Genomic DNA, 15,285 nt, shown 5'->3' with positions numbered 1-15,285 from the left:
GCTGTGTAACGCGTGCTTGTCAGCTCACAATGGCGCGCATTCTACGAGAATTTCCATTATCTGTCATACTAAATACAAAGCACTTGTCGTTTTTCATCTTGTGAAAGTTGAATTTTGTTTTGGGATGAGTATTATCGCCCTTCCTTATTTTTGACTAACTTAAGAGCGGATTATCATGGCGTTTGTCGTAACCGATAACTGTATTCAATGTAAATACACTGACTGCGTAGCAGTATGCCCGGCGGATGCCTTTCATGAAGGGCCAAACTTTATGGTCATCAATCCGATTGAGTGTATTGACTGTGGTTTGTGTGTCGATGAATGTGATGCAAATGCTATCTTCCAAGAAAACGAAGTACCGGAAGATCAGAGTCTCTATATCGAGCTTAATGCTGAGTTAGCAACCTTGTGGCCTGTTCAAACAGAAGTCAAGCCAGCGATGGATGAGGCGGAAAAATGGAATGGCGTAGCGAACAAGCTAGATATGTTAGAAAAATAAACCAGTAAATCGGCTCATCAGTAGCCGTAATCAAAAGTTATAGCCTCATTAAAAGACATAGCAAAGAAACATAACCAAGACTTATTAGCAAGTCTTGGTTGTTATACCAGAGTCAGCGTCTGTAATGCCATTTCACTTCTGGATCTTCTCTACTTAGCCCTTGTGTCGAAGCATATTATCCAAAATAATGCCTGTGGCCATCGCAACATTGAGAGATTCAGCACCACCAAACGCTGGGATCGTTATCTTGTCAGTCACATATGTTGAAGCCACTTCACGAATACCATGAGATTCACTGCCCATCAGTAAAATCCCTTCAGCAGAAAACGCCGTTTTATGGACATTTTGCCCTTCTAAAAAAGCACCATAGACCGGCATTTTTGCTTGCTCTAAGTAACTCGGAAGATCCACTAACGTCACTTGTACTCTTGCAAAGCTCCCCATCGTCGCACTGATCGTTTTAGGATTATAAGGATCGGCACAATCCACACTGGCCACGATATGTTTGATGCCGTACCAATCAGCAACACGGATAATAGTACCCAGATTACCGGGATCAGAAACACCATCTAAGGCAATCATAAGTCCTGAAGCTGGTGGAGCCGAAAGAGCTGGAATTTCAACGACGGCAATAGCACTATTGTTGCTCACTAAAGTGCTCGCTTTAGTCAAGTCATCTAGTGATGCTTCAATACAATTCACACCGTCCAATTCATGCTGATGTTCGACTAGGAATTGAGCAGTAGCGAAAACATTCTGAACCGATAAGTCACTTTGGACGAGCTCAAGAACATTCTTTTCACCTTGAACTAAAAACAGCCCATGCGCCTTACGTTGTTTTTTTTGGCCTAAAGCGCGAAGAAGTTTGAGTTGGTTTTTCGAAATCATAAAGTATCCAAGGTATAAATGGTCGGCACAATTCAAAGCCGACGCATTATATACCCAAAGTAGACTAAGATGCGAGGCTATACCCAAGTGACCTTAATCAAGTGGCGTTCCATCAGGCATCGTCGTTTCATCTTCATGCCAAAATAAATCCGCCCGGTTCTCATAGCGTTCAGCAAATGTCATTCTTGGATCGAGCTGATATTTAAGCGTGGCTTTAATTTGATTAAATGCCTTTTCAGCAACCTCAGAATCAGCGACAGCATGCGGATTGATGATCAACTCCGCAGATCGTCTTGCTGAGTCTTCAACCTGATAAGAATAGTAGGCTTTCGGATTAAAAGGCCCAACAGCAAACATAATGTCTTCTGGTGGAATATTAAGTGTTGCCACTTCATGAAGGTCAGCCCCCCTCAGCATAGTGTTGACGGATTTACCGCCGTGATTTAACTCAATTGCATATACGTAACCCATCCGATTACCCAGCGCATAATCCACTGCAATGGACTGCTCGGTACTGGTCGAAACAACCCCACTAATACCACGATTATTCGCATCAATCTGATATTCCTTAACTGGAGCAATTTTACGATTCATCCCAGTATGAAAAAGTTCATTAGGTAAACGAGTATCACCTCTATAGACTAAACGACCCGTTAGCTCTGGTTGGTACTCCATTAAGAAAGGATGATGCATCACTTCCTTTTGAGCATTAATACTTATCTCATGCAGAGCCTTCACGTCAGTAAGGTAAGCATAGGGGTCAACGAGCATTTCCATCTCTGCAAAATCTCTTAGCACTTCAGCATCTCGACCGCCAGCCATATCTTCATACCCTGAACTATGTGGCTTTGAGGTAGAAACAATAGGAAGATCATCAGGTAAAATAATATCCAAGCGCTCACTAAAACCAGAATCATCTGTTCTGGTTTGAGTGAGATGCTGAGAGAGGACTTGTTCATTTGGTTCATTGCTGCCTACCTGACCAGGTCTAAATTTAGCCTCACTCCAACGGAACTCCTGTATACTTGAATCAAAAGTACGAATCACTTGCTTACCAAGTAAAGCTCGCCCAGTTTCCGCATCGATTTCCAAATATTGTCCAAAGCCAAGTGGCCTTAACAACGTACCTCTTCCTGCCTCTGCTATCTTCACACCAATTAACTTTTCATGAGTCCGTGGATGAACAATAGGCTTAGGCTTTGCGGTGAAATGATCTAAATATTCTTTTGGATACCCACCGCTTTTTACCAATTGATTGGGAAGCGTTTTTAAATTAGGTTCAGTAACATCAAGCAGTTCTCGCCCATATTGAGTTAACACTGGAATCAATGTTGTGGCTCCTAATATCGCACTATTAGTGACACTCATTCGAGTCCCAGCCAATCGTTCAGCTGTATGATCCCCATTTATCGCTTTATCTATGCTGAGACCAAACTGTCCTGTACTGAAGCCAATTTCTAACGGAATACCAATCTCTGGTAACATAAAATCAATGACAGGAAATAGCGTTAGGATACTGTTCGATAAAGAAAGAAAGTAGTCTCGTTGAGCTTCAGAGTTAGATTTAATTCTCACATCACCATCACTAATTAAACGCATTCGGACTTGCTCTGCAACACATTCAAACACATCACCAAATACTGGCCGATGCTTCATCATTAGATAGTCTTCATTCCAACTGCTGTCTGCAAATCCCTGAAGGGCTCTATCAACCCCAGAGTAACTCACACCATCCTGTCTAACATACAAGCTAAAATGTTGAGCGAGAGTTTTCCTATTTATCGGATAAGCTCTTAATGCGAGAAATAAGAACTTTTTTAATTGTCGTTCATTTTTGAAGGTAATAAAAGGTTGTCTGGCTCCAGGGATATATAAAAGGCCAGAGTTTTCTTTTTTTCGGCTAATTAACAATATATCCGTAGCATCATAACCATAAATATCAAATCGGAATACTTCAATATTTTTATTTCTTTTTGGTTCTAATACCTCTCTTGCTAATTGATATTGGTCTGCATTAAGACTTCCATCTTTATATTGTAAATAAGCAGATAATGTATACCCATCACGCAAAAGCAAAGTAAAACGTTGTCGATTATTTTTCCAGAATTCATTTAATGCTTCCGTATAAGCACTCTGAATATCCAGTTGATAATAAGCAATATCCCATATATCCGATGACAATAAACGAATTTCATTTCTTTCATCAAAATGATGACCTTGCGCATCTTGAGTATAAATACCCGTATAGATATCGATTTCACCAGGAAAGTAATCACGAAATTGATTGAACACATTGAGCATCAACGCTTGAGTCAAAGTATAAGATTCAATAGGTGTATTGTAATGCGCCCAACCATTGTATGTTCTAGAGCTGTTTATGGCACCATCGAAACGGTGGTAGTAAACGTTATCAGGATCAATATCAGTATATCCATTTAATACCAGTGCTTGCTTGACTGTTTCTGACGTTATACGTAAAGGATCAGGTAACGACTGCATTATATAAGCATAGTCTCGGACAAATTGTCGTTGCCATACTTCATCAAAGGAGGGAGCTACTTCATCTTCATCCAAGACATCATTTGAGAAAATATCATTTGATAAAATATCTACTTGTGCTTTCAAGTTGGTGTTGGATTGGATAAAAAAAAGTATAAAAAAAAGAAATTTAAAGAGATTACGCATTAAAAGATTATTTAATTATAAATACATATTCATATAATAATAAAAAAAACAAAAGCCAGATATTAACCTTATCACATAAAAGCCATTATATTTAACTCACACAGATTTCATTAGAATCAATCAATTTAAACTATCAAAAATCCAACTCATCATTAAAAAATAACCATTAATAACTTAGTTATAAATAACTGTAAATTAAATTCAAAAACTTTTACTTTATAGATAAAACAGCTCATTGTATTAATAAAAACTAACAATTTTAAATAATAAAAACTTTATCGCCACAATTAATATTAGAATGTTACAAAAATCACAAAAGTATATTCATCAAAGTAAGGATAATTTCATTATGCAAGTAGAAATAAGTAAAGTGACTCTTGCCCTTTTTACTTTATTATCAAGTAATGCTTTCTCTGGTCAGGAGATCAGTTATTTAGGATTAGGTGGAACAATAAAGTCTGGGTTGTATGTTTATGGACAATCCGAAATGGCAGACAAAATGTTATATGCAACCAGAAGTCAATTAAACAATGATATTTGCATATTATCTAATCAGTATTTTGAAATTCGTAATGGTTGGGAGAACATTTCATCTGGTGGCTCATTAGGTGCATCAAGTTATTACCCAAGTGAACCTGTAAAATTTATATGTCCAGATGGGAATAAAGAAGTAATTATCCATACTCCTGATTATCGAAATCAAAGCTTTTCACCAATTAACGATACTTGGTATATACTGAACAACTCTATTGACTTTTATCAGAAGATGACAGGTGAATTACCCATGCAGGAAAAGATCACGGTGATCTCACATTATTTTGCTGGAGATAATGCGCAATATGTCAGACAAGATAGAGTTGGCGGAGGCTATGAAAAATTTAGAAATCATATTTTAATCTCTGATGGTAATAAGAGCCCTACAACAAACTCTGAATATATATACTCTAACGGAGCTAGCAGCGATATCGTCATTCACGAGCTGACACATGCTTACACGGCAAAGCCTGGTCATGCCTTCGAACACATGGATTTCTCACATAATAGTGTTAATGCATGGTCAGAGCACTTTAGTGATATTGTTGCGGAGTATTATCAGTACAAGGAGTTTGGTCAGGTAGACTTTGTTCATAATATGGATCGAGTAAAATGCACTTCTGAACAAGATGCTGATTGCCGTTCATACATCAGGAACTTTAAAGATCCAAAATACAGAAGCCTAGCAGAAGCATTGACCAGTGAAGGAAAAGAAGATATTGACCAGTTCAGCATACACACATCAGCGGAAATACTCGGTTACGCTTTTTATTCCCTAATTCATGAGGGGATATTTACTTTTGATGAACTGATGCAAGTGTTGGTTAATGCAGAAAAGAATCACTGGAAGCCAAGTGCTGATTCAGATATATACTATTTTACTAGAGGCTTACTTAATTCAGCAATAAGCTTAGGTTATGAAGATAAAGTTCCCTATATGATAGACATATACACACAAACTGGGTTTCTTGAATAACAGAATTTAGAGTCTATTTGAACTTTTGATCTGATTCTTGCAACGATGGCTGGGTATTGATGAAAAGCGTTTTGGTGAGATGTTTTGTCGACCCTAAGTGAGTATAGCGCAACGATTATCCAGCCCACGCTGAGCTGGATAGATATGGCGTTCTTTTACGCCAATAGTTTTACCAATGCCCTACCGACACCATGTGCACTGGTTGGATTTTGACCTGTGATCACTCGTTCATCAACAATAACAAACTCTTGCCATGGTTGAACTTTAGAGTAGCGCGCTGCAGCGCGTGCAAGAGACTCTTCTAGTAAGAACGGAATATCATTGATGGTACCAAAATCAATCTCTTCCTCACGAGTGAAACCTGTCACTGACTTTGACGCCAGCAGCTTCTCACCATTACTTAATGTAATCGGTAAAAGCGCGGCGGGACCATGGCAAACAGAAGCTAATATACCACCTTCTTCATAATGCTTAGCTGAGATTTCTGCGAAATCACTATTGCTTGCTAGATCAGAAAGAAGACCAAAACCACCCGGATAGAAGATCGCATCATAATGCTCACCCCGAATCTGTGATACTGGAATCGTATTGTTGATACGATTCTGAAAATCATCATCCGCTAGGATACGCGTATTGACCTCATCACCTTCAATCTCCACTCCGTACAATGGAGCCTGACCTCCTTTAATAGAGGCAATATCATATTCGAAGCCACCAACGAGGAGCTCGCTAAGCACATGAGTGAGCTCTGGTGCGTAAGTTCCATTTGCTTGATCAGTTTCACCCAATGTTGCATGGTTTGTCACAATGATGAGTACTTTCTTCATAAAGGTTTCCTTGTTGACTTAGGTGTGTTTTTTGACCATACCTATACTAATTGCTAATCAAATAAGTGATAATATACAGATTCAACAAAACATTATTGCTATATAGCAAAGGTGGTTATGGACAGTTTTGAGGGTATCAACGAATTTGTTATGGTTGCAGAGAGTTCAGGGTTTTCTGCAGCGGCAAAAAAATTAGGTTGCAGTACCAGTCATGTCAGTCGTCAGGTGACTAGATTAGAAAAACGGTTAGGCGTTGCCTTGTTGGCACGTTCAACCAGAATGGTGAGCTTAACTGAGGCTGGGCAAGCGTATTACCATCAGTGCAAAGAACTGGTAATTGGCCTACAACAAGCAAATGAGCGACTGACAACACAACAAACACAATTGAGCGGAACTTTAAGAGTGAGTGCTGCTGGGGCATTCTCTGAAAATCACGTAGCACCTGCTTTAATGGCGTTTGCCAAACAGCATCCTAATCTCAAGGTAGAAATCAACTTCAACACCAATATGATAAACTTCATAGAGGATGGTTTTGATTTTGCTATCCGTTACGGAAGGTTAAATGATTCAGGCTTGGTCGCAAGAAAACTCGTCGACAGGCCAATGGCTGCAGCGGCGAGTCAGAGCTACCTTGATGAGCATGGTTCTCCTACCCATCCAGAGCATTTAAAGCATCATCATTGTATTATCGCTAATCAAGAAATCTGGTTATTTGAGAAAGATAATAAGCCCTTAGATGGCGTGAAAGTTCAAGGAAGGTGGAGAAGCAATAATGTGAATACCGTTTTGCAAGCTTGCTCAGAGGGCTTAGGTGTGGCCTACTTGCCCAAAAGTAGCTTCGGTGATGCCATTTCATCAGGTCGTTTAATTCCAATTCTTAAGCCTTATTGGGGAAGCGGTAATAGCAGTTGGATTGTTTATCAAAATCGTCATTTTTTACCATTAAGAGCAAGATTGGCTATCAATTTCCTACTTGAGCATTTTGAAAAATGGCAGGAATGACAGCCACCATTTAATTAAGAAAACTCAGGAACGATCATTACTTTCTTTAGTTCTGGTTGATAGAAGACAATGCATTCACCACCACCACCTAAATAGGTGTCAAAACTAAACATACCTATGTATATGAACTCTTTCTCTAGCTCCTCATTAAAGTAAGTAATTTCTCTGGTACTCATTTTTTCAAACTCAGCTTCACCCCCCTCCTCCATAACATCATGGTAATGATCTAATTCCGGGTTTTCTGCCATTTCATCGTATAACATCGCATCCCAGTTCTGACCTAGTGGAGGTTGACCACCAAGTTCAAACAAGATCTCTTTACTACTATTTTCTGATGGATGTGAGACATACTTATACTGGTTATAAAAAGATACGGACTTTAAATAGTACTCAATGTAATTATTTTCAATTTTGTAATCCGTATCTTTGATATATTCATTATCAAGCTTCCATCCTTGGTTAGTCAATGAATATGTTATAAAGGCATAATCACCATCAAAAATACCTTGTAAATTAGGAACGGCTATAAATATGCTCTCATTATTGTTCTCTTCAAATTGACGATATGATAAGAGTCCAATTGGAATCAGTGTTTCAGTGTCAAATAAAACAGCATCCTTTGCTGGATAAGGTTGATAAAACTCTTCCTCTTTAACAATACTTACGGGTAGCACCTTGAGCTTTGTTTCTTTTATTATAAATGCCATATGACGTTATCTCCTCTCTTAGTTTATCCTTTTTTAAATAATCAGAACTTATTTCACGCATCATTTTGACGAAAAGTATTCTTAACTTCAACATTGCCATCAACTAAAGTATTTCATTATGAGAAAAAACTAAAGGTGAGAGAAAATAAACTCCTATTTTTCACCACTACAATTGGCGCCATTATTTACCTAATGAAACCCGATATAATTACTATTGTTTTTATTAAAATGTTGCTCCAGAATGTTTAACTTCACTTGACTTAATGAAACAAGAATTCTGGAATGAATAATGAAATTATTAAAATTTGTATTAATTATAGGTATATTATTATTAATTACAGGCTATGGGCATATTTCAATTATTCTCGGCCTTTTTAGTGCTCTCATTTATGCATGTACTCGAAATACCTCTGGAAGTACAAATTCTTTCAACTCCAATAAGGCGTCTACGCATGATTTTGAAACTAATGAGTATGACACCAAACAAAGTGGTTTTGACTCCTATTGCAGTGATGGTAGCTCCCATAGTGGAGGCGGTGATAGCTGTGGAGGTGGAGACAGTGGCGGTTGCGATTAGCTTCAGCTCGGTCAAGTGAATCAGTTTAATTCCACTGAGGCTTGTTAATCAAACAGGCCTGTCATTTTTCTTGGTTTATAAAGCGAAAAAGCCTGCAATTTTCAATAAAATTGCAGGCTTTTCAATGGGTGGGACCCCAGCCACATCCCGGCACACAAGTCACTCGCTGCGGCTGCTTCCTTCCGGACCTGACCGAGTTCACGAGCTATTGTTGCGAGAGGACCAAGGCCCCATAATTCTTTTAGCGAGACCGCGTCTCAGCTGATGTGGGGATTATTCAGTATCAAGGAGCAGATTGCAAGCGTAAAAGTGGCCTATTTATCTCTTTTACTTCTAATTGAACAAAACGGCGTCAATTTAGGACTATAGGCATACCTTAGATACTTAAGACATTTCCAGATTCTAAAGCTCGCCGGGTTCATCCCCACTACGTAAAATATAATCGGTCATCCAAGCGGTCCCCAATAAGCAAATCCAAACCACAAACACTGGACTTGGCACCTGAATGTTGGGCATTACAATCAACGTTGCGAAGCCAATTGTAGGTAATGTCCAGCAGAGCAGTTTTCCCCAATGTTTTGATTGTTTTGTTTTCATTAGGGTCTCCGCCGTTGCCAAAATACCAATCAAACTCAACGATAAGAGCACGGCATGATGTAATCCCGCCAGCCAAAGAGGCAATAATAAAAATAATGACCACCAGCGGCGCTGGTTTGTTGGCTGCCAATGTGTTGCCGCCCACCACATCACCATTACGGCCAATATTTGTATACACGTTGCCCAAACGGAACCATCAAGCCTTCCGGCATGCTGAGTCACCATGATCCCTATTTTTAATGTCACCACAATCAAGGCACTCGTAATAAGGACACCCAGCGAGCTGCGCTTGGAGAAAACCACCATAAGTAAAGGAAAAAGCACTAAGACAGCTATCGATAAAGCTAAGGGTTGTATGGATAACGTCATTCCATAAACTGTCATCGCGCCTAATAGTATCAAGCCTGTACGGTTCTGATCTGGAATAACCCATAAAGCAGGGATGATTAATGCTAAAACAGGAAGATCTTCATGACTGAGGTTAAGAGCATGAGTGCCAACAACAACAAGAAAAGCCGTCAAACAAAATTGAATAATCGAATATATCATGGTGCCTCCTAGCAACCTCATAGCATGCTCTTCCTTGGCAAAATAAAGCTAATACTTTTAGTATGGTTTACTTTTTGGCCTAAGTCTTTGCAATAATGCTGCAAAAACTCAAACAAGATGTATGCCAAATGTTTTAATGAGACTCGAAACGCAATAATTGGACTTCACATTGAAGATATTCAGGATAATTAACGTCCAAATACCCTTAAGTCGCCCTCATTAAGGCGACCTTGGCTTTCAGACACTGCAACGATTCAATGATATCGGGGGGTTATCTTATGCTGACAAGACGCATTACGACATTATGAGTACTCTGTTGGTCAGTGATCACAGCAAAATTTCTATCGGTGGTAAAACGTAGTTGATCATCCACATCAATGCGGGCTCTCAAGCTGTAACGGTGATTAAGCTGAATATCATTACTGTCATAGCTCAATTCAAACGCCATAGGTACCTGCTGCCCATCGGTAGTGAAGCTTTGTGATGCTAACACTTCCGCGGGTGCATCAGCTAAAGATACGTCTTCAAGTGTCACCGTCACCAACGCGTTATCAGGCAGGGCAATACGCTCTCTGTAGGTAATGGTACCGGTAATCATTTTCATAGTGACCTCCGCAGATGCTTCATTGTGAGTGGGTAACACCTGACAACCGACAAGTGTAGCGCCATAAAATAGCGAAGCAGCCAATAAGGCAACTTTTTTGATGTTTGCTTTTTTGTTGATGTTTACTGTTTTTTTCATGCTTATCCTCAACGTGTGTTCATGACAAAGTGTCTCGACTCAGTGACACTCTCCCAAAGGGCGAGTGACCTAAACTTTCAGACTTTGTTAATGGTTCTCAATGTAGAACCACTATATCTTCGATACCGTTGCCGCGCCTTAGAGCTAAGGTCATCTCGCTGAACGCAGCATCTTGAAATTACTTGGTATAATAATAAACAAAGAATACGAATAACGGTGAGGAAAAATCATGAGTAAACCATTGAGAGAATTGCTTTGCTTGCTAAAACTCGAAAAGCTAGAAGAAGGCTTATTTCGGGGGCAAAGTCAGAACTTGGGCTTGCCGCAAGTTTACGGCGGTCAAGTTTTAGGGCAAGCACTCTCAGCGGCGAGATATACCGTTGATGAAGCGAGAACTGTGCATTCATTTCATAGTTATTTCTTATACCCTGGAGATCCAGAAAAACCAATTATTTATGATGTCGAAAAATTACGTGATGGTAGAAGCTTTAGTACCCGTCGAGTAAAAGCAATACAAAAAGGTCGACCTATTTTTTATCTCACTGCCTCTTATCATGGTGAAGCAGCAGGTTTTGAGCATCAAAGATCGATGCCAGATATCCCCGGCCCTGAAAACTTTTCATCAGAAACAGAACTCGCTAGCCATATTGCTGAGTTTCTACCGAAAAGATTGAGAAAAACCGTGTGCTGTGAAAAGCCGATTGAGACTCGCCCAGTCACCATTATCAACCCTTTAGACCCAAAAAAGGCAGAGCCAAAACAATACTTATGGATTCGTGCAAATGGTGCCATGCCCGATAATCACTTAATACATCAGTATTTACTTGCTTACGCTTCAGATTGGGGTTTCTTGGTAACGGCTTTGCACCCCCACCAAGTTTCCTTGCTCACTCCTAACTTTCAAGTCGCAACCATTGATCATTCAATTTGGTTTCATCGCCCTTTCAGAATGGATCAATGGCTCCTTTTTGCCATTGAAAGCCCAACAGCCAGTAATGGCCGAGGGTTAGTACGCGGTGAACTTTACAACCAGCAAGGTCATTTAGTTGCCACAGCGGTTCAAGAAGGCGTGATGCGTCCCACTCAATAATTACTTTAATCAATAATAGCCCCACTCCAACCAGAGAATGTACTCAGCTACCTTCTCTGGTGATTCAATATATGGGACTACTTAATAGGCAGTTCAGTGGTATACTTAATTGGCTCCATAGCAAAGGTTGACGTTACATTAGATAGACCTTTCACACTATTAACTAAACGTTTGTAAAATTCATCGAAACACTTCATATCTTTGACGACGACCTTCATCATATAATCATAATCACCAGCCATGCGATAAAACTCCATTACTTCTGGAAACTCGCTCACTGTGGTCATAAAAAGATGGTACCAATCTTCAGAATGATCGCTAGTCTTCAATTGCACAAATGCAATGAATGAGAGATCAAGCTTTTCTGCATTCAGTAAAGCAACACGCTTTTCAATATAACCTTCATCTTCCAATTTTTTTAGTCGTTTCCAGCATGGCGTGGTTGTTAGATTTACACGTTCTGCAAGTTCATTGAGTGACATGGTGCCATCGGCCTGAAGGAGAGAAAGCAACATTGTATCCGTTTTATCTAATGCCATACCAATAAATGCCTTTTTTATGGAAAAGTTTGCCAAAAGTGGCTAATCAACAAGTAATCATAGCAAAGTTTTTCTCTAGATTTATAGTTAGATTATACCCAGGCAATCTCTTATTTGGGTTTCCCTTACTTTTCAGAGGAAGTAATTAATGTGTACCGACCATAACTGGATTAATAATGCGATAGGCAAAATCGAAGCGGATTTTCAACGATCTGCAGAAACGCATCTGTTCAAGCTTGATCTTCCTTCTCTGGAAGGAATTGATATCTATCTCAAGGATGAAAGCACTCACCCTACCGGATCATTAAAGCACCGTCTTGCACGTTCTCTGTTTTTGTATGCCATTTGTAATGGTTGGATTGGCCCAGAAACGACAGTGATTGAGTCGTCTTCAGGTAGTACTGCCGTATCAGAAGCTTATTTTGCCCGCTTACTGGGTTTACCCTTTATCGCTGTCATGCCAAAAAGTACAGCAAGAAAAAAGATCGAACAAATTGAACTGTACGGCGGCAAAGCCCACCTTGTCGAACGAACCGATCAAATCTATGCGGAGTCACGTCGATTAGCTAAGGAACTGAATGGCCACTACATGGATCAATTCACCTATGCTGAGCGAGCAACGGACTGGCGCGGAAATAATAACATTGCCAACTCTATTTTCACTCAAATGGAATTAGAACAGTATCCGATTCCTACTTGGATCGTAATGAGCCCTGGCACAGGCGGCACCTCTGCAACCATAGGTCGATTCATTCGTTATCAAAAATACGATACCAAACTGTGTGTTGTCGACCCAGATAATTCGGTGTTCTTCGACTATTTTCAATCAGGCAATACCAAAGTCAAAGTCGAAGCGAGTAGCCGTATTGAAGGTATTGGTCGCCCGCGTGTTGAACCAAGTTTCATTGCAGGCGTCGTCGATGAAATGCGAAAGATCTCTGATACCGCTAGCGTAGCAACTGCATACTGGGTATCTGATTTGATCGGCAGAAAAGTTGGCCCATCGACAGGCACGAATCTATTTGGGGTGCTACAACTCGCTTGTGAAATGAAGCTGCGTGGTGAATCCGGTTCTATCGTCACCCTTTTGTGTGATTCTGGAGAACGTTATCTGGAGACATATTACAACCAGGATTGGGTTGAAAATAACATTGGTAATATTCAGCCTTACTTAGACATGCTCGCAGAAATACAACGCAAAGGCTGTGCAGGGCTAGGAAAATTATGAGCTAAAATTATCTATCATCACGCTAAAAGCTAGTGTCAGCATAAGTCTGTGCTGACACTTTTAACATAGCAAAATGAATAGAGTAACAGTAAAAAACTCTACATATATCGTTAATAAACGATATACCAATCAAAAAGTTGTAAACATCATGAATCTTTGAGTATTAATTGCGATAAAGCAATCACCTAAGAAATTAAGGAAATTAAGGAAATTAAGGAAATTAAAATTCCACTTACTTGGAATTAATATGATAGAAAAGCCTACAGTCTAAAAATTATTTTTAACATTTATTTAAAATAAAAAAAATACTTATAAAAAATTTATTATTAACATTGTTATGTGACTTTCTTCCAATTTTTAATTGTTATTACTTGATGTGATTTGTTAAAAAAAATATTTTTGTAATTAGTTTATTTCATTGCAGATAAGGAAATATTAGTTAATCGTATTTAAGTTAAATATTTTTTACTTCCTTTACCCAAAGAGATTACGTTACAAAGAAATTGTAAATAAGCTTTTATTGATTAAAAGTAGTCAAGTTGCCGTTTTGGTAATATTAATTTTAGCGAGAGTATTATGAAAGAGAATAAAGTAGTTCTTGTTATTGATGAGAATCTACCAACTGGCGTAATAGCAAATACAGCAGCTGTACTCGGTGTAAGCCTTGGAAAATTAAAGCCTGAATTGGTTGGAAATAATTTGTTAGACGAAGTTGGATCTATTCACTCAGGAATCACAACTGTGCCTCTTCCTATTCTAAAAGGTAACACAGGATTGTTAAGAACCCTTCGAGAGAAACTAAAAGAGTTTGAACCTGAGCTTACCGTAGTTGATCTGATAGGAGCAACACGCACTACTAAATCTTATGAAGATTATACTTTAGTTCTTAGCAAAACCCCTATTTCAGAACTTGAGTATCAAGGAATTGCATTAGCAGGTGATAAAAAAATCATCAACAAGTTTACTGGTAACCTTGGGTTATTACGCTAATAATTTTTAATATAAAAAATAACCCATAAATTTAATCAAGGAAATCATAATGGACGTAGTTATTAAAGAATCAAAAAATTTAAAAGAACCTAAAACTTCACCCAAAAAGCTCACATCAGATACAGAGTATGATTATGCAGATCCTGAAATTATTCATTGGACTAGCTATTTTATGGATGAAGCTAATAAACAAAATGTATTTGTTAATATAAATGCAACAGCAGATACTAGAAAAAGTAAAGCTAGTGCAATATGCATGGCTAAAATCTGGTATGAGTTCACAAGATTCGTACCTATATTTATAACTAAAGCTGTAACCTTAACTGATGACCCTGAGCGTCAGCATGCACTAATCCAAATAGCATATGATGAGTTAGGTGGGCGTGATAAAAACTTTATTCACTCTCAATTGTTTCTTGAAACATTGAAAGAAATTGACATCAAAATCGATAGTAACTTTAGAAACACTTCAATTAAAAGCGTACTTAATTACCTAGATAATACGTTAGTCTCAACGACTAGCCAATATGGTATTGTAGGTTTATTGATGAGTTTTGAGATTATTGCAGAAGAGAATATTGAAACATTATTCAGATGTTTATGCTATGAAGAATACTGTGAGTCAGTAATGTCCAAAACTCCTTTCTTTAAAATACATCGCCAAGATGAAACTGAACACATCCGCCACTCAGTTGCTAATTATCTTCGGTTCTGTAAGTCTGAACAACAAAAAGCCGAATTTAAAGCTTCATTTGATGCTGGTGTTAACTTCTGGCAAAGGTTCTGGGATCAAGTCTCCCGAACAATATTATTAGAAACAGAACAGCGTCAAGTAGCATAATTAATTCGGAATTT

At 38.8% G+C, this 15,285-nt stretch carries 15 protein-coding genes and 1 other RNA gene; 8 read left to right on the top strand and 8 right to left on the bottom strand.

The genetic code is table 11. The features are described 5' to 3' along the window. Positions 1-175: 175 nt before the first annotated feature. Complete coding sequence (fdxA, locus tag VSA01S_RS04835) at positions 176-499, top strand: ferredoxin FdxA (RefSeq protein WP_039979070.1); 324 nt, start codon at positions 176-178, stop codon at positions 497-499. Positions 500-652: 153 nt separating this feature from the next. Here the strand turns inward: fdxA and VSA01S_RS04830 are convergent, their stop codons facing one another. Next, positions 653-1,387 (bottom strand): RNA methyltransferase, encoded by a 735-nt coding sequence (locus VSA01S_RS04830; protein WP_039979069.1) that lies wholly within the window; start codon positions 1,385-1,387, stop codon positions 653-655. A gap of 93 nt (positions 1,388-1,480) precedes the next feature. Further along, on the bottom strand, positions 1,481-4,012 hold the full coding sequence (locus tag VSA01S_RS20255; RefSeq protein ID WP_227739593.1) for a dermonecrotic toxin domain-containing protein: 2,532 nt from the start codon (positions 4,010-4,012) through the stop codon (positions 1,481-1,483). 409 nt (positions 4,013-4,421) lie between these two features. Here VSA01S_RS20255 and VSA01S_RS04820 point away from each other — a divergent pair, with 409 nt between their 5' ends. Continuing rightward, entirely contained in the window at positions 4,422-5,582 is a 1,161-nt protein-coding gene (locus VSA01S_RS04820) for a gluzincin family metallopeptidase (protein WP_039983422.1), read from the top strand. Between the two features lie 155 nt (positions 5,583-5,737). On the opposite strand, the gene VSA01S_RS04815 is transcribed toward VSA01S_RS04820, so the two are convergent. Next, positions 5,738-6,409 carry a type 1 glutamine amidotransferase domain-containing protein gene (locus VSA01S_RS04815; protein WP_039983423.1) on the bottom strand — a complete coding sequence of 224 codons (672 nt, stop codon included), beginning with the start codon at positions 6,407-6,409 and terminating at the stop codon, positions 5,738-5,740. A 117-nt stretch (positions 6,410-6,526) separates the two neighbouring features. On the opposite strand from VSA01S_RS04815, the gene VSA01S_RS04810 reads away from it, so the two are divergent. Next, positions 6,527-7,411, top strand: coding sequence for a LysR family transcriptional regulator (locus VSA01S_RS04810; protein ID WP_039983424.1), 885 nt, complete (start codon positions 6,527-6,529; stop codon positions 7,409-7,411). 14 nt (positions 7,412-7,425) lie between these two features. On the opposite strand, the gene VSA01S_RS04805 is transcribed toward VSA01S_RS04810, so the two are convergent. Continuing rightward, positions 7,426-8,118 (bottom strand): hypothetical protein, encoded by a 693-nt coding sequence (locus VSA01S_RS04805; protein WP_039983426.1) that lies wholly within the window; start codon positions 8,116-8,118, stop codon positions 7,426-7,428. A gap of 289 nt (positions 8,119-8,407) precedes the next feature. Between VSA01S_RS04805 and VSA01S_RS04800 the strand changes: the two genes are divergently transcribed. Beyond that, positions 8,408-8,695 (top strand): hypothetical protein, encoded by a 288-nt coding sequence (locus VSA01S_RS04800; RefSeq protein ID WP_039983427.1) that lies wholly within the window; start codon positions 8,408-8,410, stop codon positions 8,693-8,695. Between the two features lie 131 nt (positions 8,696-8,826). On the opposite strand, the gene ffs is transcribed toward VSA01S_RS04800, so the two are convergent. From ffs to VSA01S_RS04785, 3 genes are all read right to left on the bottom strand, one after another. Further along, positions 8,827-8,923, bottom strand: an RNA gene (gene ffs / locus VSA01S_RS04795) — signal recognition particle sRNA small type. A gap of 174 nt (positions 8,924-9,097) precedes the next feature. After that, positions 9,098-9,841 carry a VP0952 family biofilm-associated protein gene (locus VSA01S_RS04790; protein ID WP_039983428.1) on the bottom strand — a complete coding sequence of 248 codons (744 nt, stop codon included), beginning with the start codon at positions 9,839-9,841 and terminating at the stop codon, positions 9,098-9,100. A gap of 271 nt (positions 9,842-10,112) precedes the next feature. After that, complete coding sequence (locus VSA01S_RS04785) at positions 10,113-10,547, bottom strand: YbaY family lipoprotein (RefSeq protein ID WP_039983436.1); 435 nt, start codon at positions 10,545-10,547, stop codon at positions 10,113-10,115. 265 nt (positions 10,548-10,812) lie between these two features. Here VSA01S_RS04785 and tesB point away from each other — a divergent pair, with 265 nt between their 5' ends. Then, positions 10,813-11,673, top strand: a complete 861-nt coding sequence (tesB, locus tag VSA01S_RS04780; protein WP_039983429.1) for an acyl-CoA thioesterase II — start codon at positions 10,813-10,815, stop codon at positions 11,671-11,673. Positions 11,674-11,750: 77 nt separating this feature from the next. On the opposite strand, the gene VSA01S_RS04775 is transcribed toward tesB, so the two are convergent. Continuing rightward, positions 11,751-12,212: an Lrp/AsnC family transcriptional regulator gene (locus tag VSA01S_RS04775; protein ID WP_039983430.1), complete on the bottom strand. Its 462-nt coding sequence runs from the start codon at positions 12,210-12,212 to the stop codon at positions 11,751-11,753. Between the two features lie 148 nt (positions 12,213-12,360). On the opposite strand from VSA01S_RS04775, the gene VSA01S_RS04770 reads away from it, so the two are divergent. From VSA01S_RS04770 to VSA01S_RS04760, 3 genes are all read left to right on the top strand, one after another. Next, positions 12,361-13,440 (top strand): PLP-dependent cysteine synthase family protein, encoded by a 1,080-nt coding sequence (locus tag VSA01S_RS04770; RefSeq protein ID WP_039983433.1) that lies wholly within the window; start codon positions 12,361-12,363, stop codon positions 13,438-13,440. Between the two features lie 576 nt (positions 13,441-14,016). Further along, positions 14,017-14,430: a DUF2000 domain-containing protein gene (locus VSA01S_RS04765; protein WP_039983692.1), complete on the top strand. Its 414-nt coding sequence runs from the start codon at positions 14,017-14,019 to the stop codon at positions 14,428-14,430. 49 nt (positions 14,431-14,479) lie between these two features. Then, entirely contained in the window at positions 14,480-15,271 is a 792-nt protein-coding gene (locus tag VSA01S_RS04760) for an iron-containing redox enzyme family protein (protein ID WP_039983694.1), read from the top strand. Positions 15,272-15,285 lie beyond the last annotated feature (14 nt).

It is taken from the genome of Vibrio sagamiensis NBRC 104589, assembly GCF_007990935.1.
Taxonomy (GTDB): domain Bacteria; phylum Pseudomonadota; class Gammaproteobacteria; order Enterobacterales; family Vibrionaceae; genus Vibrio; species Vibrio sagamiensis.
Note: the sequence above shows the minus strand (reverse complement) of the source record. Positions and strands in the feature narration are given on the sequence as shown.

Excerpts from the sequence above, each read along its gene's own strand:
- fdxA (WP_039979070.1), top strand. The coding sequence starts at position 176 with ATGGCGTTTGTCGTAACCGATAACTGTATTCAATGTAAATACACTGAC.
- VSA01S_RS04830 (WP_039979069.1), bottom strand. The coding sequence starts at position 1,387 with ATGATTTCGAAAAACCAACTCAAACTTCTTCGCGCTTTAGGCCAAAAA.
- VSA01S_RS04820 (WP_039983422.1), top strand. The coding sequence starts at position 4,422 with ATGCAAGTAGAAATAAGTAAAGTGACTCTTGCCCTTTTTACTTTATTA.
- VSA01S_RS04815 (WP_039983423.1), bottom strand. The coding sequence starts at position 6,409 with ATGAAGAAAGTACTCATCATTGTGACAAACCATGCAACATTGGGTGAA.
- VSA01S_RS04810 (WP_039983424.1), top strand. The coding sequence starts at position 6,527 with ATGGACAGTTTTGAGGGTATCAACGAATTTGTTATGGTTGCAGAGAGT.
- VSA01S_RS04805 (WP_039983426.1), bottom strand. The coding sequence starts at position 8,118 with ATGGCATTTATAATAAAAGAAACAAAGCTCAAGGTGCTACCCGTAAGT.
- VSA01S_RS04800 (WP_039983427.1), top strand. The coding sequence starts at position 8,408 with ATGAAATTATTAAAATTTGTATTAATTATAGGTATATTATTATTAATT.
- VSA01S_RS04790 (WP_039983428.1), bottom strand. The coding sequence starts at position 9,841 with ATGATATATTCGATTATTCAATTTTGTTTGACGGCTTTTCTTGTTGTT.
- tesB (WP_039983429.1), top strand. The coding sequence starts at position 10,813 with ATGAGTAAACCATTGAGAGAATTGCTTTGCTTGCTAAAACTCGAAAAG.
- VSA01S_RS04775 (WP_039983430.1), bottom strand. The coding sequence starts at position 12,212 with ATGGCATTAGATAAAACGGATACAATGTTGCTTTCTCTCCTTCAGGCC.
- VSA01S_RS04770 (WP_039983433.1), top strand. The coding sequence starts at position 12,361 with ATGTGTACCGACCATAACTGGATTAATAATGCGATAGGCAAAATCGAA.
- VSA01S_RS04765 (WP_039983692.1), top strand. The coding sequence starts at position 14,017 with ATGAAAGAGAATAAAGTAGTTCTTGTTATTGATGAGAATCTACCAACT.
- VSA01S_RS04760 (WP_039983694.1), top strand. The coding sequence starts at position 14,480 with ATGGACGTAGTTATTAAAGAATCAAAAAATTTAAAAGAACCTAAAACT.